We start from the raw sequence: 17,735 nt of genomic DNA, 5'->3' as shown, positions 1-17,735 counted from the left end.
GGCCAGCTAACTCCGTGTTTGTCTTGTCTCGTTGTCTCTCTCGTCTCTTCCTTGCCCGCCTGCGCGCGTGGCAGGAAAACGCGCGCGCAGGACGCACCCCGGCGGGCGACGCATCCGTCGCCCGCCGTGAGCTCTCTTCCTTCTTTTTTCTTCCTCCTAAAGAGGGCGCGTCTTCGTCATGTCATTTCGCGCCACCCGATTCGTAGATGTCCCATGCCTCCTTGGCGCTGGCGCCCCGGTGGATCATGGCCATCAGCGCGTCCACCACCGCCGACGGATTGCCGTGCTGGTAGACGTTGCGCCCGTACACCATGCCGACGGCGCCTTCGTCCATCAGCACGCGCGAGCGCGCGAACACCTGCTGCAGGTCCTCGCGTCCGCCGCCGCGCACGAGCACGGGGCAGCGCGCGGCCTGCACCACGCGGTGGAAGTCCCTGGGGTCGGTGGTGGGGTCTGCCTTGACGATGTCGGCGCCCATGTCGCGCGCCAGGCGCACCAGCGTGACGATCTTCTCGGCGTCGCCGTCCACCGAGTAGCGGCTGCCGGCGGAGGGCGCCTGCATCACCAGCGGCTCGATCATCAGCGGCATGCCGTAGCGGTCGCAGTCGGCGCGCACGCGGGCGATGTTCTGCACGCACTGGCGGAACAGGTCGGGCTCGTCGGGCAGCATGAAGAGGTTGACCACCACGCAGGCGGCGTCCTGCTGCACCGCCGGCAGCACCGGGTCGTGCTCGTTCTGCAGCACCGCCCACATCACGCGATGCCGCGTGGCGTTGTAGGGGTTGCCCATGTCGATGCGCATCACGAGGGCCGGCTTGTCGCGGCCCGGGCGGTCCTGCAGCAGGTCGGACTGGCCGTAGTTGAGCTGGATCGCGTCGGGGCGCGCGGCCAGCAGACGCTCCATCACCGAGGGCATGTCTTCCAGCCCGTCGAGGAAGCTGGGCTCGTTGCACACGCCGTGGTCGAGCGCGATGTCCAGGCAGCGCCCGTTGTTGAGCAGCCGGTTCAGGCGTGCGGTCTTGTCCTTCGACATACGAAAAGAGTCCTTGCTTGTTGGTGTGTGACAGAAAAGAGGGAGGAGGGCTCAGCCGAGCGAGCCCAGGTGCCTGCTCGCTGCGCTGTCGATCAGCTGCAGCGCGGCGTCGTGCAGGCGCACCGAGCCGGCGCCCGCGTTCTCGATGGCCTGCTTGCTGGCGCGCGCGCCGCACAGCGCGACCGACACGCTGCCGCGCGCCAGCGTCCACGCGATCATGAGCTGGCCGAAGGAGCATTCGAGCTGCCTGCGCAGCGGCTCCAGCTCCTCGAAGAAGGCCGCGAGCTTCGCGCGGTTCTGCGCGCTGAAGCGCGGGTTGGTGGCGCGCTGGTCGTCGCCGGTGAATTTGCGCTCGGGGTCGATGGGGCCGGCGAGCAGGCCCAGCGCGAGCGAGGAGTAGCCCAGCACCGCCACGTCGTGCTCGGTGCACAACGGCACCAGCGTCTGCTCGATCTCGCGGTCGATCAGGCTGTAGCGCTCCTGCGCCGCGTCGACGGGGCCGTAGCGAAGGTACTCGGCCAACGTCTCGGGGCTCACGTTGCTCACGCCGATGGCGCGGATCTTTCCCTGCTTCTTGAGCTCGAGCAGCGCGTCCATGGTCTCGGCCACGGGCGTCGTGGCGTCCTGCCAGTGCGTGATGTAGAGGTCGATGTAGTCGGTCTGCAGGCGCTTCAGGCTCTCTTCGGCCTCATGGATGATCGACTCGCGCCCGAGGTAGCGGTACACCGGGTGGCCGTCTTCTTCGAAGAAGTGCGTTCCTTGTTGGGTGTGCCACACCAGCCCGCACTTGGTGGCGATCACCGCCTCGTGGCGGCGGCCTTTGAGCGCGGTGCCGACGATGCTCTCGGAGCGGCCCAGGCCGTAGGCCGGCGCGGTGTCGATCAGGTTCACGCCCGCGTCCAGCGAGGCCTGGATGGCGAGCACGGCGGCCGCGTTGTCGCCGCCGCCCCACATCCATCCACCCATGGCCCAGGTGCCCAGGCCGATGGCCGAGCATTCGATGCCCGAGGGGCCGAGAACGGTCTTCTTCATGTCCGATGCGTTGATGGTGCTGCTGTTGCTCATCGCTTGGTCTTTCTCGTGTTCATGAGGTGGTCGATGGTCACGGCCGCGAGCAGGATCAGGCCCTTGATCACGTCCTGCCAGTAGGGCGACACGTCCAGCAGGATCAGCGAGCTGGTCACCACCGACAGCAGCGCCAGGCCCAGCACCGCGCCGAGCACCGTGCCCGAGCCGCCCTTGAGGCTGGCGCCGCCGATCACCGCGGCTGCGATCACGTTGAGCTCCATGCCCACGCCGAAGGTGGGCGTGGCGGCGCCGAAGCGCGCGGTGTAGATCACGCCCGCGAGCCCAGCCGATGCCGCGCACAGCACCGTGACCCAGAACTTGACGTGGCCCACGCGGATGCCGGAGTAAAGCGCCGCCTTCTCGTTGCTGCCGGTGTAGAACACCCGGCGCAGCAGCGAGGAACGGCGCAGCACGAAGTCGCTCACCACCACGATGGCCAGGAAGATCAGGATCACCGCCGGAACGCCGAAGAGCGTGCCCTGGCCGATGAACTTGAACTCCGCCGGCAGCGAGAACAGCGACTGCGGCGTGCCCTGCGTGAGCGCCAGGCACAGGCCGCGCACGATCACCATGAAGGCCAGCGAGGCGATGAAGTGGTTCAGGCCGATGCGCGTGACGCAGCCGCCGATCATCGCGCCGATCATGGCGCTGGCCGCGATGGCGATGAGCCCCGCCGTCCACGGATCGAAGCCCATGAGGAAGAGCTTGCCGGTGACCACCATCGCGAAGCACACCACCGAGCCCACCGAGAGGTCGATGCCGCCCACGATCAGCAGGATGGTCATGCCCACCACCACGATGCCCTCGATGGAGAACGACAGCAGCATCGCGCGCACGTTGTCCCAGGTGAGGAAGTAGGGCGACGCGAAGCTCATGCCCACGCACAGCGCCGCGATGATGATCAACAGGCCCAGCTCGCGCATGCTGGCGAGCTTGCTGGCGGGTTTCACGGGGCCTCCCTTTCCTCCTCCCTCGGTCGTCTGTCGTGGCGCAAGGCCGGCGGCTCCCGCGTCCAGTTGTGCTGGGTAGTTCATGCTGTCGTTTCCTCTTCGCAAAGTCCCGAGGCCAGCCGCAGCAGGGCCTCTTCCGTCATGTCCTTGTCTTGCACCTCGCCGGCGAGCCGGCCGTCGCGGATCACCAGCGCGCGGTCGCACAGGCCGATGATCTCGGGCAGCTCCGAGGAGATCACGATCACGCCCACGCCCTGGCTGGCCAGGTCGCGCAGGATGTGGTGGATCTCCGACTTGGCGCCCACGTCCACGCCGCGCGTGGGTTCGTCCATCAGCAGCACCGAGGGGTTGGTGGCCAGCAGCTTGGCGATGGCCACCTTCTGCTGGTTGCCGCCGGAGAGGCTGGCCACGTCGATGTCCACGCCGTCCGACTTGAGCTTGAGCCGCGCGCCGAGGCTCACCGCCAGCTTGTGTTCGGCCGCGCGCTGCAGCAGGCCGAAGCGCGAGCTGACGCGTGCGAGCGCCATCGAGGCGATGTTCTGCGCAATGGGCAGATCGAGGTACACGCCCGCCGCCTTGCGGTCTTCGCTGAGGTAGGCGATGCCTTCGCGCAGCGCGTCGCTGTACTTGCGGATGGCGAGCGGCCTGCCGCGCAGCCGCACGCTGCCGCCGCGCGCCGTGCGCAGGCCGCAGATGGTCTCGGCGAGCTCGCTGCGGCCGGCGCCCATGAGGCCCGCGATGCCGAGGATCTCGCCGCGCTTCAGCCTGAACGACACGCCGTGCACGCGTTCGCCGTCGGCGATGTCCATCACCTCGAGCACGTGCTCGCCCGATGCGGGTTCTTCCTGCTTGGGCGGGTAGTAGTTGCCCAGGTCGCGCCCGACCATGCGGCGCACCAGGCCGTCGGCGTCGAGCTCGGCCAGCGGGCCCGTGTGTACGTTGCGGCCGTCGCGCAGAACCGTGACGCTGTCGCAGTTCGCGAAGATCTCCGCCATGCGGTGGCTGATGTAGATGATGCCGATGCCCTGCGCCTTGAGGTCGTGCACCACCCTGAAGAGCGCGGCCGATTCGTTGTCGGTGAGCGCGGCGGTGGGCTCGTCGAGGATCAGCACCTTGCAGTCGAGCGTGAGCGCCTTCGCGATCTCGATGAGCTGCTGCGTGGAGATGCTCAGGTCCTTCACCAGCGCGGCGGGATCGACGTCCTGCCCCAGCCGTTCAAGTACCCTGGCGGCGCGTTCGTTGAGGCTCGCGTAGTTCATCCACGCGCTCTTGCCGGCGTTGATCTCCGGCATGAAGATGTTCTCGGCCACCGTGGCGTCGCCGCACAGGGCGATCTCCTGGTGCACCAGGCCGATGCCCAGGCGCATCGCATGCGCGGGGCCGTCGATGACAACCGCCTGGCCGTCCAGCGAGATGGTGCCTTCGTCCGGCTGGTGGATGCCGTCGATGATGTTCATCAGCGTGGACTTGCCCGCGCCGTTCTCGCCGCAAAGGGCGTGGATCTCGCCGCGGCGCAGCGAGAAGTCCACGCCCGTGAGCGCGCGCGAAGCGCCGAAGCGCTTGCTGATGCCGCGAAGTTCGAGCAATGCGCCCACTGCGTTCACTCGCCGATTCCCTTGGTGCCGCGGCGGGCGAGGTACTTGTCCCAGTAGAAGTCGTCGGCGTTGGCCTTGCTGACCACCGACAGCCCGTTGTCCAGGAAGGGCACGGCCATCGGGTTGGTGCCGTTGCGCTTGGCGTCGTTCATCGGGTCGATGAGGCCGGGGTTCTTGGCCAGGAACAGCATCATCATGCCCATGTAGCCCTGCATGCCCTGGTTGGGGTTGATGGCGCCGAACACGTCGCCCGACTTGATCATGTCGAGGATCTTGGCGTTCACGTCGCAGCACATCACCTTGATGTTCTTCTTGGTCTCCACCTTGGCCTGCGCCGCGCCGAGGGCCGAGTTGGCCTCGGGCATGAAGAGGGCGCCCAGGTTCGGGTTGGCCTGCGCGAGGCTCAGCACCGCCTGGTAGGCCTTGTTCGGGTCCTGGTTGCTGGCGGCGCGGCCCACCAGCTTCATGCCGGGGTGCTTGGCCTTCATGCGGTTGACGAAGGCGGCGATGCGGCGGTCGTGGTTGTCCTGGCCCGGGTTCTCCAGCACCGCGTATTCGCCCTTGCCGCCCAGCGATGCAGCGATGGCGTCGGCCGCCTGGTTGCCCTCGCGGTCGTTGTCGGAAGTGACGAAGGAGGTGCGCTTGGAGTTGGGCGAGTCGGCCGCGAAGGTGACGACCGGGATGCCCATCGCCGCGGCGCGGTTGATCGGCTCGATGAACGGGTCGGGGTTCATCGGGTGCAGCAGGATGCCCGCGGGCTTGCGCGCCAGTTCCTGCTCGAAGGACGCCAGCTGCTTGTTCACGTCGTACTCGGGCGTGCCGGTGTAGCGCGTCTTCACGCCCAGCGTGCGGCCGAGCTGCTTCATCATTTCGTAGACCGGAAACCAGTACTCGACCCCCGACACCATCACGTTCATCACGTAGACGTCGCTGGGGTTGCCGCGCAGGCCGCCGCCGGCCGCGGGGGCAGCCGCCTGCTGCTGCGCGAACGCGCTCGCGCCGGCCAGGCCGATGCCGGCTGCGGCGGCGGACTTCAGGAAATTACGCCTCATTCTTTGTCTCCTCACGTTGGGTGCACAGCTTGTGGATGCCGCTTTTCAGGGCAGCTCTCGGAACCTTGTTGTCACATCAGTTGTTATGACAGGCTAGAATGTACGCGCTGGCCATTTGAAGGGATAACTAGGGGAAACGCTACTGGCAGGCCGCTTTTATTCAGCCGAAGCTGTTATGACATGAAGCCAAACATACTGATCGGCATCGACATGGGGTCGAGCAGCCTGAAAGCCCTGGCCCTGGAAGCCGGGAGTGGCCGCAGCGTCGCCCTGTCACGAATGCCATTGCCGCACGACCGGCTGCCCGGAGGGGGATGCGAAGTGGGGGCCTCGGCGATCCGCGCCGCGCTGACCCACGTCCTGCGCGACGTCGCCCATCAACTCGGAGACCGCGTGTCGGAGGTCCGCGCCATCGGCTGCGCCGGCCACGGCGCGGGGCTCTACGCGCTCGATGCACGCAACGAGCTCGTGGGCGGACGCGCCATCGCCTCCACCGACCAGCGCGCCGACGCGCGCGCCCGCTCGCTCGCTCTGAGCCACGGCCCGGCGCTCTTCGCCGACGTGGGCTGCCAGCCCTGGCCCGGCCAGCCCACCGTGATCGCGGCCGAGCTGCTGGGCACCGACGCCGTGCAGCGCGGCGCGGTGCGCCGGCTGCTGTTCGCGAAGGACTACCTCGGCTTCCTGCTGACCGGCGAGATCGCCACCGATGCCAGCGATGCGAGCACGGCCGGGCTGGTGTCGATCGCGACGGGCACGTGGTCGCAGGCGGCCTTCGATGCTTCAGGCATCGCCGATCTCGGCCCGCGCGTATTCGGCCCGCTGGTGCCCAGCGGCGAACTCCTCGGCAGGCTGCGGCCTTCCGAAGCCGCGCTGTGTGGCCTGCCAGCGGGCATTCCGGTGGCGATGGGCGCCATCGACCTGCTTGCATCGATGACCGCGATCTGCGCCGAAGGGCGCTCGCGCGCGGTGTCGGTCTTCGGCACCTGGTGCGTCAACGCCGTCATCGGGCCGGTGATCGAGCCCAAGCCCGCGGTGGCCGCCGTCGTGAATTTCGGCCGCGAGGACAAGCGGCTCTACATGGAGAACAGCCCCTCGTCGATGGCCAACATCGCCTGGCTGGCCGGCGTGCTGGGCCTGCCCGATGCGCGCGCGGTGGTCGACCTCGCGATGTCGGTGCCGCTCGGCGCGGGCGGCCTGCGCTTCCTGCCTTTCGTCAACGGCGGTGGCGGAGTGACGGCGGGCTTCGTCGGCCTCAAGAGCCATCACACGCGCGGCGACATGGCGCGCGCGGTGGTCGATGCGGTCGCTGCACTGCATGCGCGCCACCTCGGGCGGCTCGCGGCCTGCGGACTGCCGGTGTCCGCGTGCACCGTGCTCGGCGGCGGCGCGAGCGACACGCGCCTCGTGCGCCTGCTCGCCGGCCTGCTCGGCCACCCGGTCGAGCGCTGCGCCGACGATGAGACCGGCGCGCGCGGCGCCGCCATCCATGCCGCCATGTCGCAAGGCATCGACCGCGCGGAGCAGGGCAGCGCCTTGCTCGCGCCCTGCGACACCGTCGAACCCGACGCCGCCCTGGCGCGCGCCCATGCCGACTTCAGCGCCGGCTTCAACGAACTGATCGACACCATGTCTCCTGTGTTTTCCCATCTGGCGGGCGGCGTGACGGCCGTCGCCGACAGCACCGCAGCGCGCAGCGCGGAGGTCTCCCGATGAGCGCGTGGCAACTGCCCTTCGTGCGCCCTGCATCGCTCGCGGACCGTCATTTCTCCACCGTCATCATCGGTGCCGGCATCAACGGCGTGGGCGTGTTCCGCGACCTGTGCCTGCAGCGCGTGGACTGCCTCATCGTCGACAAGGGCGACTTCAGCGCGGGCGCCAGCAGCGCGCCCTCGCGCATGATCCACGGCGGCCTGCGCTACCTGGAGAACGGCAGCTTCTCGCTGGTGGCCGAGGCCACGCGCGAGCGCAACCTGCTGCTGCGCAACGCGCCGCACCTGGTGCAGCCGCTGAAGACGGTGGTGCCGCTGTCGAGCTTCTTCGGCGGCCTCATGAGCAGCGCGCTCAAGTTCTTCGGCCGCACGCCGCCGCAGCGCACGCGCGGCCTGCTGGCGGTGGCCGCGGGCCTGCGCCTGTACGACCTGCTGGGCCGCCGACAGCGCGTGATGCCCAACCACCGCATCAGCCGCGTGCCCCCTGGCGACCGCAGCCTGTTCCGCTCCGCGGTGCGCTGGACGGCCACCTTCTTCGACGCATGGATCAGCCACCCGGAGTGGCTCATCCTCGAGCTCATCGGCGACGCCTGCCGCGACCAGCCGCGCTCGGCCGCGGCCAACTACTGCCGCGTGATGGGCTGCGCCGGCAACATCATCACGCTGCGCGACGAGATCACCGGCGCGCTGGTGCGCGTGACGGCCGACACCGTGGTCAACGCCAGCGGCGCGTGGCTCGACCGCAGCACGGCAGTGCTCGGCGGCAGCGGCCCGCGCGTGATGGGCACCAAGGGCTCGCACCTCGTGCTCGACCATCCCGCGCTGCGCGATGCGCTGCAGGGCCGCATGGCCTACTTCGAGGCGGTGGACGGGCGCGTGTGCATCGTCTATCCCTTCCTCGACCGCGTGCTCGTGGGCTCCACCGACATCCCGGTGGACGACCCCGACAGGATCGAGACCGAGCCCGAGGAGGTCGACTACCTGCTCGAAGTGCTGGCCGAGGTGTTTCCCAACCTGCGCTTCGGACGTGGCGACGTGGTCTACACCTACGTCGGCGTGCGGCCCCTTGCGCGCTCCGACGCCGACAAGCCGGGGCAGATCTCGCGCGACCATTCGGTGGTGCTCGATCCGCCCAGCGCCACGCGCGACATTCCGGTGGTCGGCCTGGTCGGCGGCAAGTGGACGACCTTCCGCGCGCTCGCGGAAGAGGCGGTCAATGAAGTGCTGAAGCAACTTGGCCGTCCCCGCACAGCCTCGACCGACATGCTGCCCATCGGCGGCGGCGCCGAGCTGCCGGTGGATGCGCAGGCCGTCGAGCGTTTTCTCGATCGCCTGGTCGCCGCCTCGGGCATGAGCCGCACGCGCGCGCAGGTGCTGCTGAAGCGCTACGGATCGAAGGCCCTGCCGCTGGCGCAGCGCCTCGCCGCATCGGGCGACATGCCGCTGCGCCACGCGCCGGGCTATTCGGTGGCCGAGCTTTCGTACCTCTGCCTCGAGACCGGCGTAGTGCATCTCGACGACCTCGTGATCCGCCGCACGCTGCTGGCCATCCGCGGGCTGGTCACCGATGCCGCGCTCGCCGAGATCGCAGGCATCGCCGCCGATGCGCTGGGCTGGGACGCCGCGCAGCAGCACGCGGAGCTGCAGGCCTGTGCCACCGCCCTGCGCGAACGCCACGGCGTGCGGCTTTCGCCGGTGGCCGCGGATGCACCCGCATCTTTCGATGCATCATTGATGACTCCTCAGGCCCTGGGCCAAGCTTCGACGTGAACTCTCCGACCGAAATTTCGACCGTGCTCGACCGCGACTCCGAGTCCCCGCTGTGGGCCCAGTTCCGCGACGCGCTTCGCATGCAGATCCTGCAGGGCGTGCTGCCCATCGGCGCCAAGCTGCCGTCCGAGGCCGAGCTGGGCGAGCAGTTCGGCATCTCGCGCATCGTGGTGCGCGAGGCGCTGGCCGACCTGGTGCGCAACAACCTCATCTACAAGATCAAGGGCCGCGGCGCCTTCGTGTCGGCGCGCGAGCGCGACGAAGATTTCGTTTCCACCGTGCTCGGCTTCTCCGACGAGATGGAGCGCAAGGGCCGCTCGGTGCGCACGCAGATCCTCACGCAGGAGCTGCGCGCGCCCACCGAGCAGGAGGCCGCGTCGCTCGGCCTGACCGACGACACGCAGGTGGTGGCGCTCAAGCGCCTGCGCAGCGTCGACGGCGAACTGCGACTGCTGGTGGAGACCGTGGTGCCCGCCGACCTCGCGCCCGGCCTGCACCGCACGCGCCTGGACGACCGCTCGCTCTACGACGTGCTGCGCCGCCAGTACGGGCTGCGCCTGGTGCGCGCCGAGCGCTGGATCGACGCCGTGCTGCCCGATGCCGATACCTGCGAGCTGCTCAACCTGCCGCAGCCGGAGCCGCTGCTGCGCATCGAGTCGATCGCCTACGGCGCCAACGGCAGGCCGCTGGAGCACTACCGGGCGTTGCACCGCTGCAAGACCAGCCGCCTGCACGTGCAGACGACGACCTGAAAAAAGAAGGCGCGCTCAGGCCTTCGCCGCGCTGCGCGAGGGCCAGAGCACCGAGGCGATGGCGACCACCATCAGCGCGACCGCCACCCAGTCCTGCCAGTGCACGACCTCGCCCAGCCACACCGCGCCGCTGAACACGCCGAGCACCGGAATGAACATCACGCTCAGCGTCGAAGCGATGGGTGGCAGGCCGCGCGCGAGGTAGAACCATGCGGCGTGCGCGAAGCCGAAGATGAGCACCGCGTTGTAGCCGATGGAAGCCCACGTCACGCCGTTGGGCCAGTAGAGCTGGTCGCGCTCGAAGAGCAGCGACAGCACCGTCATCACCACCGCAGTCATCGCCGTCATCCAGAAGGAAAGCGTGAGCGTAGGCAGGCCGATGCGCGTGTGGCGCAGAAGCTGCGTGCCCAGCGCCCATGTGGCTGCGGCCACCAGTGCCAGCGCCACGTAGCCGGGGCGGCCCGAGAGGTTCGTGAGCTCGTGCCACAGCAAGAGCCCCACGCCGATCGCGCAGGCACCCACGCCCAGCCATGCGCGCCGCGTGAGCGCCGCAGAGAAGAGCAGCGCACCGATGACGGCGGAGAACACCGGCATCGTGTAGCCCAGGATCGCCGCGCGCCCGCCCGAGAGCGCCTTCACCGCGAGGATGATGCAGGCGTGCCAGACGAACATGTTGGTGGCGCCCAGCCACACCAGCTCGGGCCATGCGCTGCGAGGCACGCGGAACGGCACCTTGAGCCACACCAGCGCGACGGCCAGCACCGGCAGCCCGAGCCAGATCGAGATCGCGCGGAAGCCCAGCGGCGGATAGTCGGCCACGCCGAGCTTCATCACCGGCCAGTTGAAACCCCAGGCGAGGGTCAGGAGAACGAGGATGACGAACTGGCGCGGGGTGAAGGAGGGCATGGGGCGCGATTGTGGCGCGGTCTGTGCATTCATGCCTGCGATGGCTCGATGCATGCTGGTGCCCCTACAAGGAAATGGCTTCGGAATCTAGAATGCCCAGATGGAAGCGCAAGAGTTGCTGATAGCGTTGCACGATGAGTCGGCCGGATATGAGATCTCGCCCGACCGTGTGCCCCTGTCCATACTCCGCAATTTTGCAAAAGATGTTGACGAATTTCTTCGGGGGGATGGCAACGACGTCGATACCAGCGCACTCGATGTTTCCATCGAAAAGGGCTCCTTTGCCATTCGAACAGCACCCACGGCCAATCCTGTTCTGTTGAGCGATCTGAGAAAACTCGCTCACAGTCAGGAGATGGATGACATCGGGCCGAAGCGGCGTGCGGTGGTCGAGCGATGGCAGAAGAATGCGCGCGGCGGTCGTCGTTGGCGCGTGAGCATCGGAGCTGACTTTCTGTCTGCGGCAATTGTGATCAGCGCCGAGTCCGATTTCCACGCCGACGATGCGGACCAGTGGGTGCGTGTCGAACGCTATGTGCGTGGCGAGATCGAAGACATGGGTGGGCAGTCGAAACCAAACGCCCATATTCGTCTTCCGGACGGAAAGATACTGTTGGTCGATGCTGCGCGCGAAATGCTGCGCGACGAAAAGATCAACCGGCTTTACAAGCCGGCGATGGTCCGGATCGTTGCGGAGTACAACGTCATAACGCGCGAGTATCGGGGCGCCAGGTTGCTGGAATTCGTCGAGCACGAAAGCCGGTTCAACGAGAAGGACCTCGAGCGCCTGACTCAGCGAGGAGCCAAGGCCTGGCGTGACGTGCCTGACGCAGGGGCATGGATTGACGAACTCCGGGGAGGCAAGGAGTGAGTGCAATCCTGCTTGATACGAGCTATCTGATCTCACTGGCTGATCCGGCGCGTGCTCATCATCAAGCTGCGGTCAGCTATTTGAGGGAAGCTCTGAAGCGCGGTGTTCCGTTGTACCTTTCCGCAATTGCGGCATCGGAATTCCAAGTCAAGCAGGCGGTTACCGATTTGCCTTTGCGCAATTTCGAAGTGCTTCCGTTCAACATCGACCATGCCATGACTGCAGGATTGCTCATGCGCGATCTCCAGCGGGATAGCGGTGATGACCGAAGCGCTGTAAAGGACGATATCAAGCTGATCGCCCAGGCGATCTGCGAATCGTTGACGCACATCCTTACGGAAGATGCTCAAACTCTGGTGAAGTACTTGCGCCGTCTGAACGACGCTGGTTCCAGCGTCGTCAAGCCAATCCTTTTGGCGGATGGCTTCGATTCAGCCTGGTTCGAGAACGGTCAGCGAGGTTTGTTGGGGGACTGACGATCGGACATGATCGAGCCCGTCCCCTCGATCAGTTCGCCAGCAGCCGCTTCAGATACCGCCCCGTATGGCTCGCCTCGTTCGCCGCGATCTCCTCCGGCGTGCCCTGGCCCACCACCGTGCCGCCGCCGGCGCCGCCTTCGGGGCCCATGTCGATGAGCCAGTCGGCGGTCTTGATGACGTCGAGGTTGTGCTCGATCACGACGATGGTGTTGCCCGCGTCGCGCAGCTGGTGCAGTACCTTCAGCAGCAACTCGATGTCGGCGAAGTGCAGGCCGGTGGTCGGCTCGTCGAGGATGTAGAGGGTGCGGCCGGTGTCGCGCTTGCTGAGCTCCAGCGCGAGCTTCACGCGCTGCGCCTCGCCGCCCGAGAGCGTGGTGGCCGACTGGCCCAGCTTGATGTAGCTCAGGCCCACGTCGAGCAGGGTGCGCAGCTTGCGCTCGATGGTGGGCACGGCCTTCAGGAAGTCGTGCGCGGCCTCGACCGTCATCTCCAGGATCTGCGCGATGTTCTTGCCCTTGTAGAGCACTTCCAGCGTCTCGCGGTTGTAGCGCTGGCCATGGCAGACCTCGCAGGGCACGTACACGTCGGGCAGGAAGTGCATCTCGACCTTGACCACGCCGTCGCCCTGGCAGGCCTCGCAGCGCCCGCCCGCCACGTTGAAGCTGAAGCGCCCCGGGCCGTAGCCGCGTTCGCGCGCGGTGTTGGTCTCGGCCATGAGTTCGCGAATGGGCGTGAACAGGCCCGTGTAGGTGGCCGGGTTGCTGCGCGGCGTGCGGCCGATGGGGCTCTGGTCGACGTTGATGACCTTGTCGAAGTACTCGATGCCTTCCACCGACTCGTGCGCCGCCGGCTCCTCGTGCGCGCGGTAGAGCGTGCGCGCCACCGACGTATAGAGCGTGTCGTTCACCAGCGTGGACTTGCCCGAGCCCGACACGCCCGTCACGCAGGTCAGCAGGCCGACGGGGAAGGCGACGCTCACGTTCTTCAGGTTGTTGCCCGTGGCGCCGACGACGCGGATTTCCTGCAGGTCGGTCTGCGTGGCGAGATGCGCGGCCTCGCGCGCGGCGCGGCGCTCGGCGGCGGGGCTCGGCGGAAAGCGAGGGGGCTTCTTGCCTTCGTGGAAGGCGGGCTGCTTCGTCGACGGCAGCCAGGCGGTGCGGTGCCTGGGCACTTCGATTTTTCGTGCGCCCGAGAGGTACTGGCCGGTGAGCGAGTCGGGGTTGGACGAGACCTCGGCGTACGTGCCCTGCGCCATCACGCGCCCGCCGTGCACGCCGGCGCCGGGGCCCATGTCGATCACGTGGTCGGCGGCGTGGATCATGTCCTCGTCGTGCTCGACCACGATCACGCTGTTGCCGATGTCGCGCAGGTGTTTCAGCGTGCCGATCAGGCGGTCGTTGTCGCGCTGGTGCAGGCCGATGCTGGGCTCGTCGAGCACGTACATCACGCCGGTGAGGCCGGAGCCGATCTGCGAGGCGAGGCGGATGCGCTGCGCCTCGCCGCCCGACAGCGTCTCGGCGCTGCGGTCGAGGCTCAGGTAGTTCAGGCCCACGTCGTTGAGGAACTTCAGGCGCAGGCCGATCTCGCGCACCACCTTGTCGGCGATCTCTGCCCTGGCGCCGCGCAGCTTGAGCTTCTGGAACCAGTCGAGGGAGTCGCGCAGCGTGAGGCGGCTGAGCTCGAAGATCGCCATGCGCGGGCGCTCGGCGCCGTTGTCCGCGCCGCTCTCGTCGACCAGGAAAACGTTGCGCGCCTCGGGGCGAAGGCGCGAGCCGCCGCAGTCGGGGCAGGGCTGCATGTTGCGGAAGCGCGCGAGGTCCTCGCGCACCATCACCGAGTCGGTTTCGCGGTAGCGCCGCGTCATGTTCGGAATGATCCCTTCGAAGGGATGCTTCTTCGTGAGCTTCTTGCCCGCGAAGTTGCCCGACTCCATGGTGTAGTTGAACTTGATCTCCTCGGCCGCCGAGCCGTGCAGCAGCACCTGCTGCACCGAGGCCGGCAGCGATTCGAAGGGCGCGTCGACGTCGAACTTGTAGTGCCTGGCGACGCTCTCGATCATGCTGAAGTAGTAGCCGTTGCGGCGGTCCCAGCCCTTGATGGCGCCGCTGGCCAGCGACAGCGACGGAAACGCCACCACGCGCGCCGGATCGAACACCTCGCGGCTGCCCAGGCCGTCGCAGGTCGGGCACGCGCCCACGGGCGAGTTGAACGAGAACAGGCGCGGCTCCAGCTCCGACAGCGAGTAGTGGCAGATCGGGCAGGCGAACTTGGCGTTGAACAGGTGCTCCTTGTCGGGGGCACCTTCCGAGCCCAGCTCCAGCGCGATCGCGCGGCTCTCGGCCAGGCGCAGCGCGGCCTCGAAGCTCTCGGCCAGGCGCTGCTGCATGTCGGGGCGCGCGCGAAGGCGGTCGATGACGACGTCGATGTCGTGCTTCTCGGTCTTCTTGAGCTTGGGCAGGTCGTTGTATTCGTAGATCTGCCCGTCGACGCGGAAGCGCACGTAACCGGAGGCCTGCATCTCGGCGAAGAGCTCGACGAACTCGCCCTTCTTCTCGCGCGCCACGGGCGCCAGGATCATCAGGCGCGGCTCGTCGGGAATCGCCAGCACTGCGTCGACCATCTGCGACACGGTCTGCGCCTGCAAGGGCAGGTGATGGTCGGGGCAGTAGGGCGTGCCGGCGCGCGCGTACAGCAGGCGCAGGTAGTCGTGGATCTCGGTCACCGTGCCCACGGTGGAGCGCGGGTTGTGGCTGGTGGCCTTCTGCTCGATGCTGATCGCGGGCGAGAGGCCCTCGATCACGTCGACGTCGGGCTTGTCCATGAGCTGCAGGAACTGCCGCGCATAGGCCGACAGGCTCTCGACGTAGCGCCGCTGCCCTTCGGCATAGAGCGTGTCGAAGGCCAGGCTCGACTTGCCCGAGCCCGACAGGCCGGTGATGACCACCAGCTTGTTGCGCGGGATGTCGAGATCGACGTTCTTCAGGTTGTGCGTGCGCGCACCCCGGATGCTGATGCGCTGCTGCGCCAGCACCGCGCCGAGGTAGGTGTTTCGTTCGAGTTCAGCGTCGCGAGCGCTTTCCGCGTCGGCTGCGGTGTGGGCTGTGGCTTTTGAATTCAAGGGAGGCGATCGTCCGAGGGCAACCGGACATGATAGACCGCCGACGATTTCATGGCGAGCCGGAGGGAACCGGCGGTTCGGACTTCGGGGCTTCTGCCGGCGGCGGGTGCACCGCTTCGGTGCCGGTGGAGGTGCTGATCGCACGGCTCACCATGTGCTCGGCCAGCGTGTCGTACAGCGGCCGGCTGATCATGCGCGAGACCAGGCTGGCCAGCATCGCGGCGGCCATCAGGCTCAGCACCATCGAGTGGCCGTCGACCATCTCCATCACGATGATGAAGGCGGTCAGCGGCGCCTGCGTCACCGCCGCGAGGAAGCCGGCCATGCCCATGGCGATGAGCGCCGGCCCCTGCTCGCTGCTTGCGAACCGGGCCACCGCGTCGCCGATGCCCGCGCCGATGGACAGCGAGGGCGCGAAGATCCCGCCCGGCACGCCGCACCAGGCCGTGAGCCAGGTGGCGACGAACTTGAGCACGGTGTACAGCGGCGTCAGCTCGTCGTGGCCCTGCAGCATCTGCTTGGCCGCCTCCGAGCCAGCGCCGAAGGTGACGCCGCCCGTGACCAGCCCGATGACGGCCACAGCCAGCCCGCCGACCGCCGCGAAGCGCACCGGAAAGCGCGCCCGCCAGCGGTTGAAGCGCCCGGCCGTGCCGGTGAGCGAGGCGATCAGCAGCCGCGCGAAGAGCCCGCCCGCGGCGCCGCTCAGCAGCGTGACCAGCAGGCCTGGCCCGAGCACGTCCCAGCCCAGCCGCGGCACACGGATCACGCCGAAATAGCTGACGTTGCCGAAGGCGGACACAGCCACCAGGCCCGCCAGCACGATGGCCGTGATGATCAGCCCGCTGGAGCGCGCCTCCAGCCGCCCCGACAGCTCCTCGATGGCGAACACCACGCCCGCCAGCGGCGCATTGAAGGCCGCCGCGATGCCGGCCGCGCCGCCGGCCACCAGCAGCGCGCGCCCGTCGATGGACGTGTTGGGCGACAGCCAGCGCCGCGCGTGCTGCATCACGCCCGCCGCCACCTGCACGGAGGGGCCCTCGCGCCCTATCGACAGGCCAGCCGCGAAACCGGCCATGCCCAGCCCGATCTTCGCGACCGTCAGCCGCAGCGAGGCGAACACGAAGCGCCGCTCGTCGGGCAGGGCCGGGTGTAGCGCGGCCTTGATCTGCGGGATGCCCGAGCCGCCCGCGCCGGGAAAGAAGCGCAGGGTGAACCAGACGATGCCGGCCGTGATCAGCGGCGTGGTCAGCAGCAGGGCCCAGGGCCAGGCGCGGTAGAAGCGGTGGAACTGGCCGAAGGCCCAGTCGCTGGCCAGCGTGAAGCCCACCACGAAGAGGCCCGCCGCGATGGCGTAGCCCAGCACGATGGCACGGTCGAGCCAGATCCGCCCGCTGGACAGCTCGGCGCGCAGATGCTCGAAAAAGTCGGGTTCGCGATTCATCGGTCCGGGCCATTCTGGCACCTCAGGGGATTGCGGGCAGTCGCCTTGGGGCACAATCGAGGGTTCTTCTCAACCTTCTCCTCCATCCACTTATCAGGGGCAGTGCATATGGCATCGGTCAATAAAGTCATCGTCGTCGGCAATCTGGGGCGAGACCCCGAGATGCGTACATTCCCGAGCGGCGACCAGGTCGCGAACGTCACAGTGGCCACCACCGATCGCTGGAAGGACAAGCAAAGCGGCGAAATGCGCGAAGCCACCGAGTGGCACCGCATCGTCTTCAACGGCCGCCTGGCCGAAATCGCCGGCCAGTACCTGCGCAAGGGCTCGCAGGTGTATGTCGAAGGCAGCCTGCGCACGCGCAAGTGGACCGACAAGGACGGCATCGAAAAGTACACCACCGAAATCCGCGCCGACCAGATGCAGATGCTCGGCAGCCGCCAGGGCCAGGGCGGCCCGTCGGGTCCCAGCGACGACGACGGCTACGGCGGTGGCGGCGGCTACTCGCAAGGCGGCGGTGGTGGTGGTGGCGGCTACGCCCCGCGCGCACCCGCGGCCGCACCGCGCGCTCCGGCGCCGGCTCCGCGCCAGGCACCGGCCAAGTCGTCGTCGGGCTTCGATGACATGGACGACGACATTCCGTTCTAATCCGGACAAGTTTTTGCAAATAGAGAGCCGCTTTCCCTTTGGGGAAAGCGGCTCTTTCTATTTCGGAGTCCGGCGGGTGCCGTCGTGCATTGGCTCGCGTGAAGTTCGCGCGAGGTGCGCGTGGAAGTGCGCCTACCCCGCCGTCCGTCCTTTTCCGTCTCGGCGCCAGCCAGGCGCTCGCTAAGGTTGCCGCTCCAATGAACAGGAGACCCCCATGAAAAGCATCATCCTCTGGCTGTGCGGCGTACCGATCGGCGTGATCATCCTGCTGAAGGTTTTCGGCGTCTTCTGATCGCAGCCACGCCCGGCGGCAGGCCGGGTTGCCGGCCATCTTGCTGGTGTC

14 protein-coding genes are annotated in these 17,735 nt (G+C 67.8%); 6 read left to right on the top strand and 8 right to left on the bottom strand.

The window, feature by feature from the left end; genetic code table 11:
- Positions 1 to 181 precede the first annotated feature (181 nt).
- The 5 genes from EJP67_RS13930 to EJP67_RS13910 are packed head-to-tail and all read right to left on the bottom strand — an operon-like array spanning position 182 to position 5,698.
- Positions 182 to 1,033, bottom strand: a complete 852-nt coding sequence (locus EJP67_RS13930) for a class I fructose-bisphosphate aldolase (RefSeq protein WP_126022308.1) — start codon at positions 1,031 to 1,033, stop codon at positions 182 to 184.
- Between the two features lie 51 nt (positions 1,034 to 1,084).
- Positions 1,085 to 2,098: an aldo/keto reductase gene (locus EJP67_RS13925; RefSeq protein ID WP_240650653.1), complete on the bottom strand. Its 1,014-nt coding sequence runs from the start codon at positions 2,096 to 2,098 to the stop codon at positions 1,085 to 1,087.
- The gene (locus EJP67_RS13920) at positions 2,095 to 3,135 is read right to left on the bottom strand and encodes an ABC transporter permease (protein ID WP_126022307.1); all 1,041 of its coding nucleotides are present in this window, start codon (positions 3,133 to 3,135) and stop codon (positions 2,095 to 2,097) included. Before EJP67_RS13920 ends, EJP67_RS13925 begins: the two co-directional genes overlap by 4 nt.
- Positions 3,132 to 4,655: a sugar ABC transporter ATP-binding protein gene (locus EJP67_RS13915; RefSeq protein WP_420824267.1), complete on the bottom strand. Its 1,524-nt coding sequence runs from the start codon at positions 4,653 to 4,655 to the stop codon at positions 3,132 to 3,134. The genes EJP67_RS13920 and EJP67_RS13915 overlap by 4 nt, the downstream gene beginning before the upstream one ends.
- Entirely contained in the window at positions 4,652 to 5,698 is a 1,047-nt protein-coding gene (locus EJP67_RS13910; protein WP_126022306.1) for a substrate-binding domain-containing protein, read from the bottom strand. The genes EJP67_RS13915 and EJP67_RS13910 overlap by 4 nt, the downstream gene beginning before the upstream one ends.
- A gap of 180 nt (positions 5,699 to 5,878) precedes the next feature.
- On the opposite strand from EJP67_RS13910, the gene EJP67_RS13905 reads away from it, so the two are divergent.
- Genes EJP67_RS13905 through EJP67_RS13895 form a run of 3 tightly spaced genes read left to right on the top strand, consistent with a single transcriptional unit; the run spans position 5,879 to position 9,929 of the window.
- Positions 5,879 to 7,411: an FGGY family carbohydrate kinase gene (locus EJP67_RS13905; RefSeq protein WP_126022305.1), complete on the top strand. Its 1,533-nt coding sequence runs from the start codon at positions 5,879 to 5,881 to the stop codon at positions 7,409 to 7,411.
- A complete protein-coding gene (locus tag EJP67_RS13900) occupies positions 7,408 to 9,177 on the top strand; it encodes a glycerol-3-phosphate dehydrogenase/oxidase (protein WP_126022304.1) in 1,770 nt (589 codons plus the stop codon). The genes EJP67_RS13905 and EJP67_RS13900 overlap by 4 nt, the downstream gene beginning before the upstream one ends.
- Positions 9,174 to 9,929 carry a GntR family transcriptional regulator gene (locus tag EJP67_RS13895; protein ID WP_126022303.1) on the top strand — a complete coding sequence of 252 codons (756 nt, stop codon included), beginning with the start codon at positions 9,174 to 9,176 and terminating at the stop codon, positions 9,927 to 9,929. Before EJP67_RS13900 ends, EJP67_RS13895 begins: the two co-directional genes overlap by 4 nt.
- 15 nt (positions 9,930 to 9,944) lie before the next feature.
- Here EJP67_RS13895 and EJP67_RS13890 read toward each other — a convergent pair whose 3' ends face one another.
- Positions 9,945 to 10,835 (bottom strand): DMT family transporter, encoded by an 891-nt coding sequence (locus EJP67_RS13890; RefSeq protein ID WP_126022302.1) that lies wholly within the window; start codon positions 10,833 to 10,835, stop codon positions 9,945 to 9,947.
- 100 nt (positions 10,836 to 10,935) lie between these two features.
- On the opposite strand from EJP67_RS13890, the gene EJP67_RS13885 reads away from it, so the two are divergent.
- Together EJP67_RS13885 and EJP67_RS13880 are read left to right on the top strand one after the other, a co-directional pair.
- Positions 10,936 to 11,706 carry a hypothetical protein gene (locus EJP67_RS13885; protein WP_126022301.1) on the top strand — a complete coding sequence of 257 codons (771 nt, stop codon included), beginning with the start codon at positions 10,936 to 10,938 and terminating at the stop codon, positions 11,704 to 11,706.
- Positions 11,703 to 12,182, top strand: coding sequence for a type II toxin-antitoxin system VapC family toxin (locus EJP67_RS13880; RefSeq protein WP_126022300.1), 480 nt, complete (start codon positions 11,703 to 11,705; stop codon positions 12,180 to 12,182). Before EJP67_RS13885 ends, EJP67_RS13880 begins: the two co-directional genes overlap by 4 nt.
- A gap of 31 nt (positions 12,183 to 12,213) precedes the next feature.
- On the opposite strand, the gene uvrA is transcribed toward EJP67_RS13880, so the two are convergent.
- Together uvrA and EJP67_RS13870 are read right to left on the bottom strand one after the other, a co-directional pair.
- Positions 12,214 to 15,303 carry an excinuclease ABC subunit UvrA gene (gene uvrA, locus EJP67_RS13875; RefSeq protein WP_126022299.1) on the bottom strand — a complete coding sequence of 1,030 codons (3,090 nt, stop codon included), beginning with the start codon at positions 15,301 to 15,303 and terminating at the stop codon, positions 12,214 to 12,216.
- 49 nt (positions 15,304 to 15,352) lie between these two features.
- Positions 15,353 to 16,744, bottom strand: a complete 1,392-nt coding sequence (locus EJP67_RS13870; RefSeq protein ID WP_126022298.1) for a chloride channel protein — start codon at positions 16,742 to 16,744, stop codon at positions 15,353 to 15,355.
- 108 nt (positions 16,745 to 16,852) lie between these two features.
- Between EJP67_RS13870 and ssb the strand changes: the two genes are divergently transcribed.
- Positions 16,853 to 17,392 (top strand): single-stranded DNA-binding protein, encoded by a 540-nt coding sequence (ssb, locus tag EJP67_RS13865; protein WP_126022297.1) that lies wholly within the window; start codon positions 16,853 to 16,855, stop codon positions 17,390 to 17,392.
- Positions 17,393 to 17,735 lie beyond the last annotated feature (343 nt).

It is taken from the genome of Variovorax guangxiensis (assembly GCF_003952165.1).
In the GTDB taxonomy this organism is placed as follows: Bacteria; Pseudomonadota; Gammaproteobacteria; order Burkholderiales; family Burkholderiaceae_C; genus Variovorax; species Variovorax guangxiensis.
This window is presented reverse-complemented; position numbering and strand designations above follow the sequence as displayed.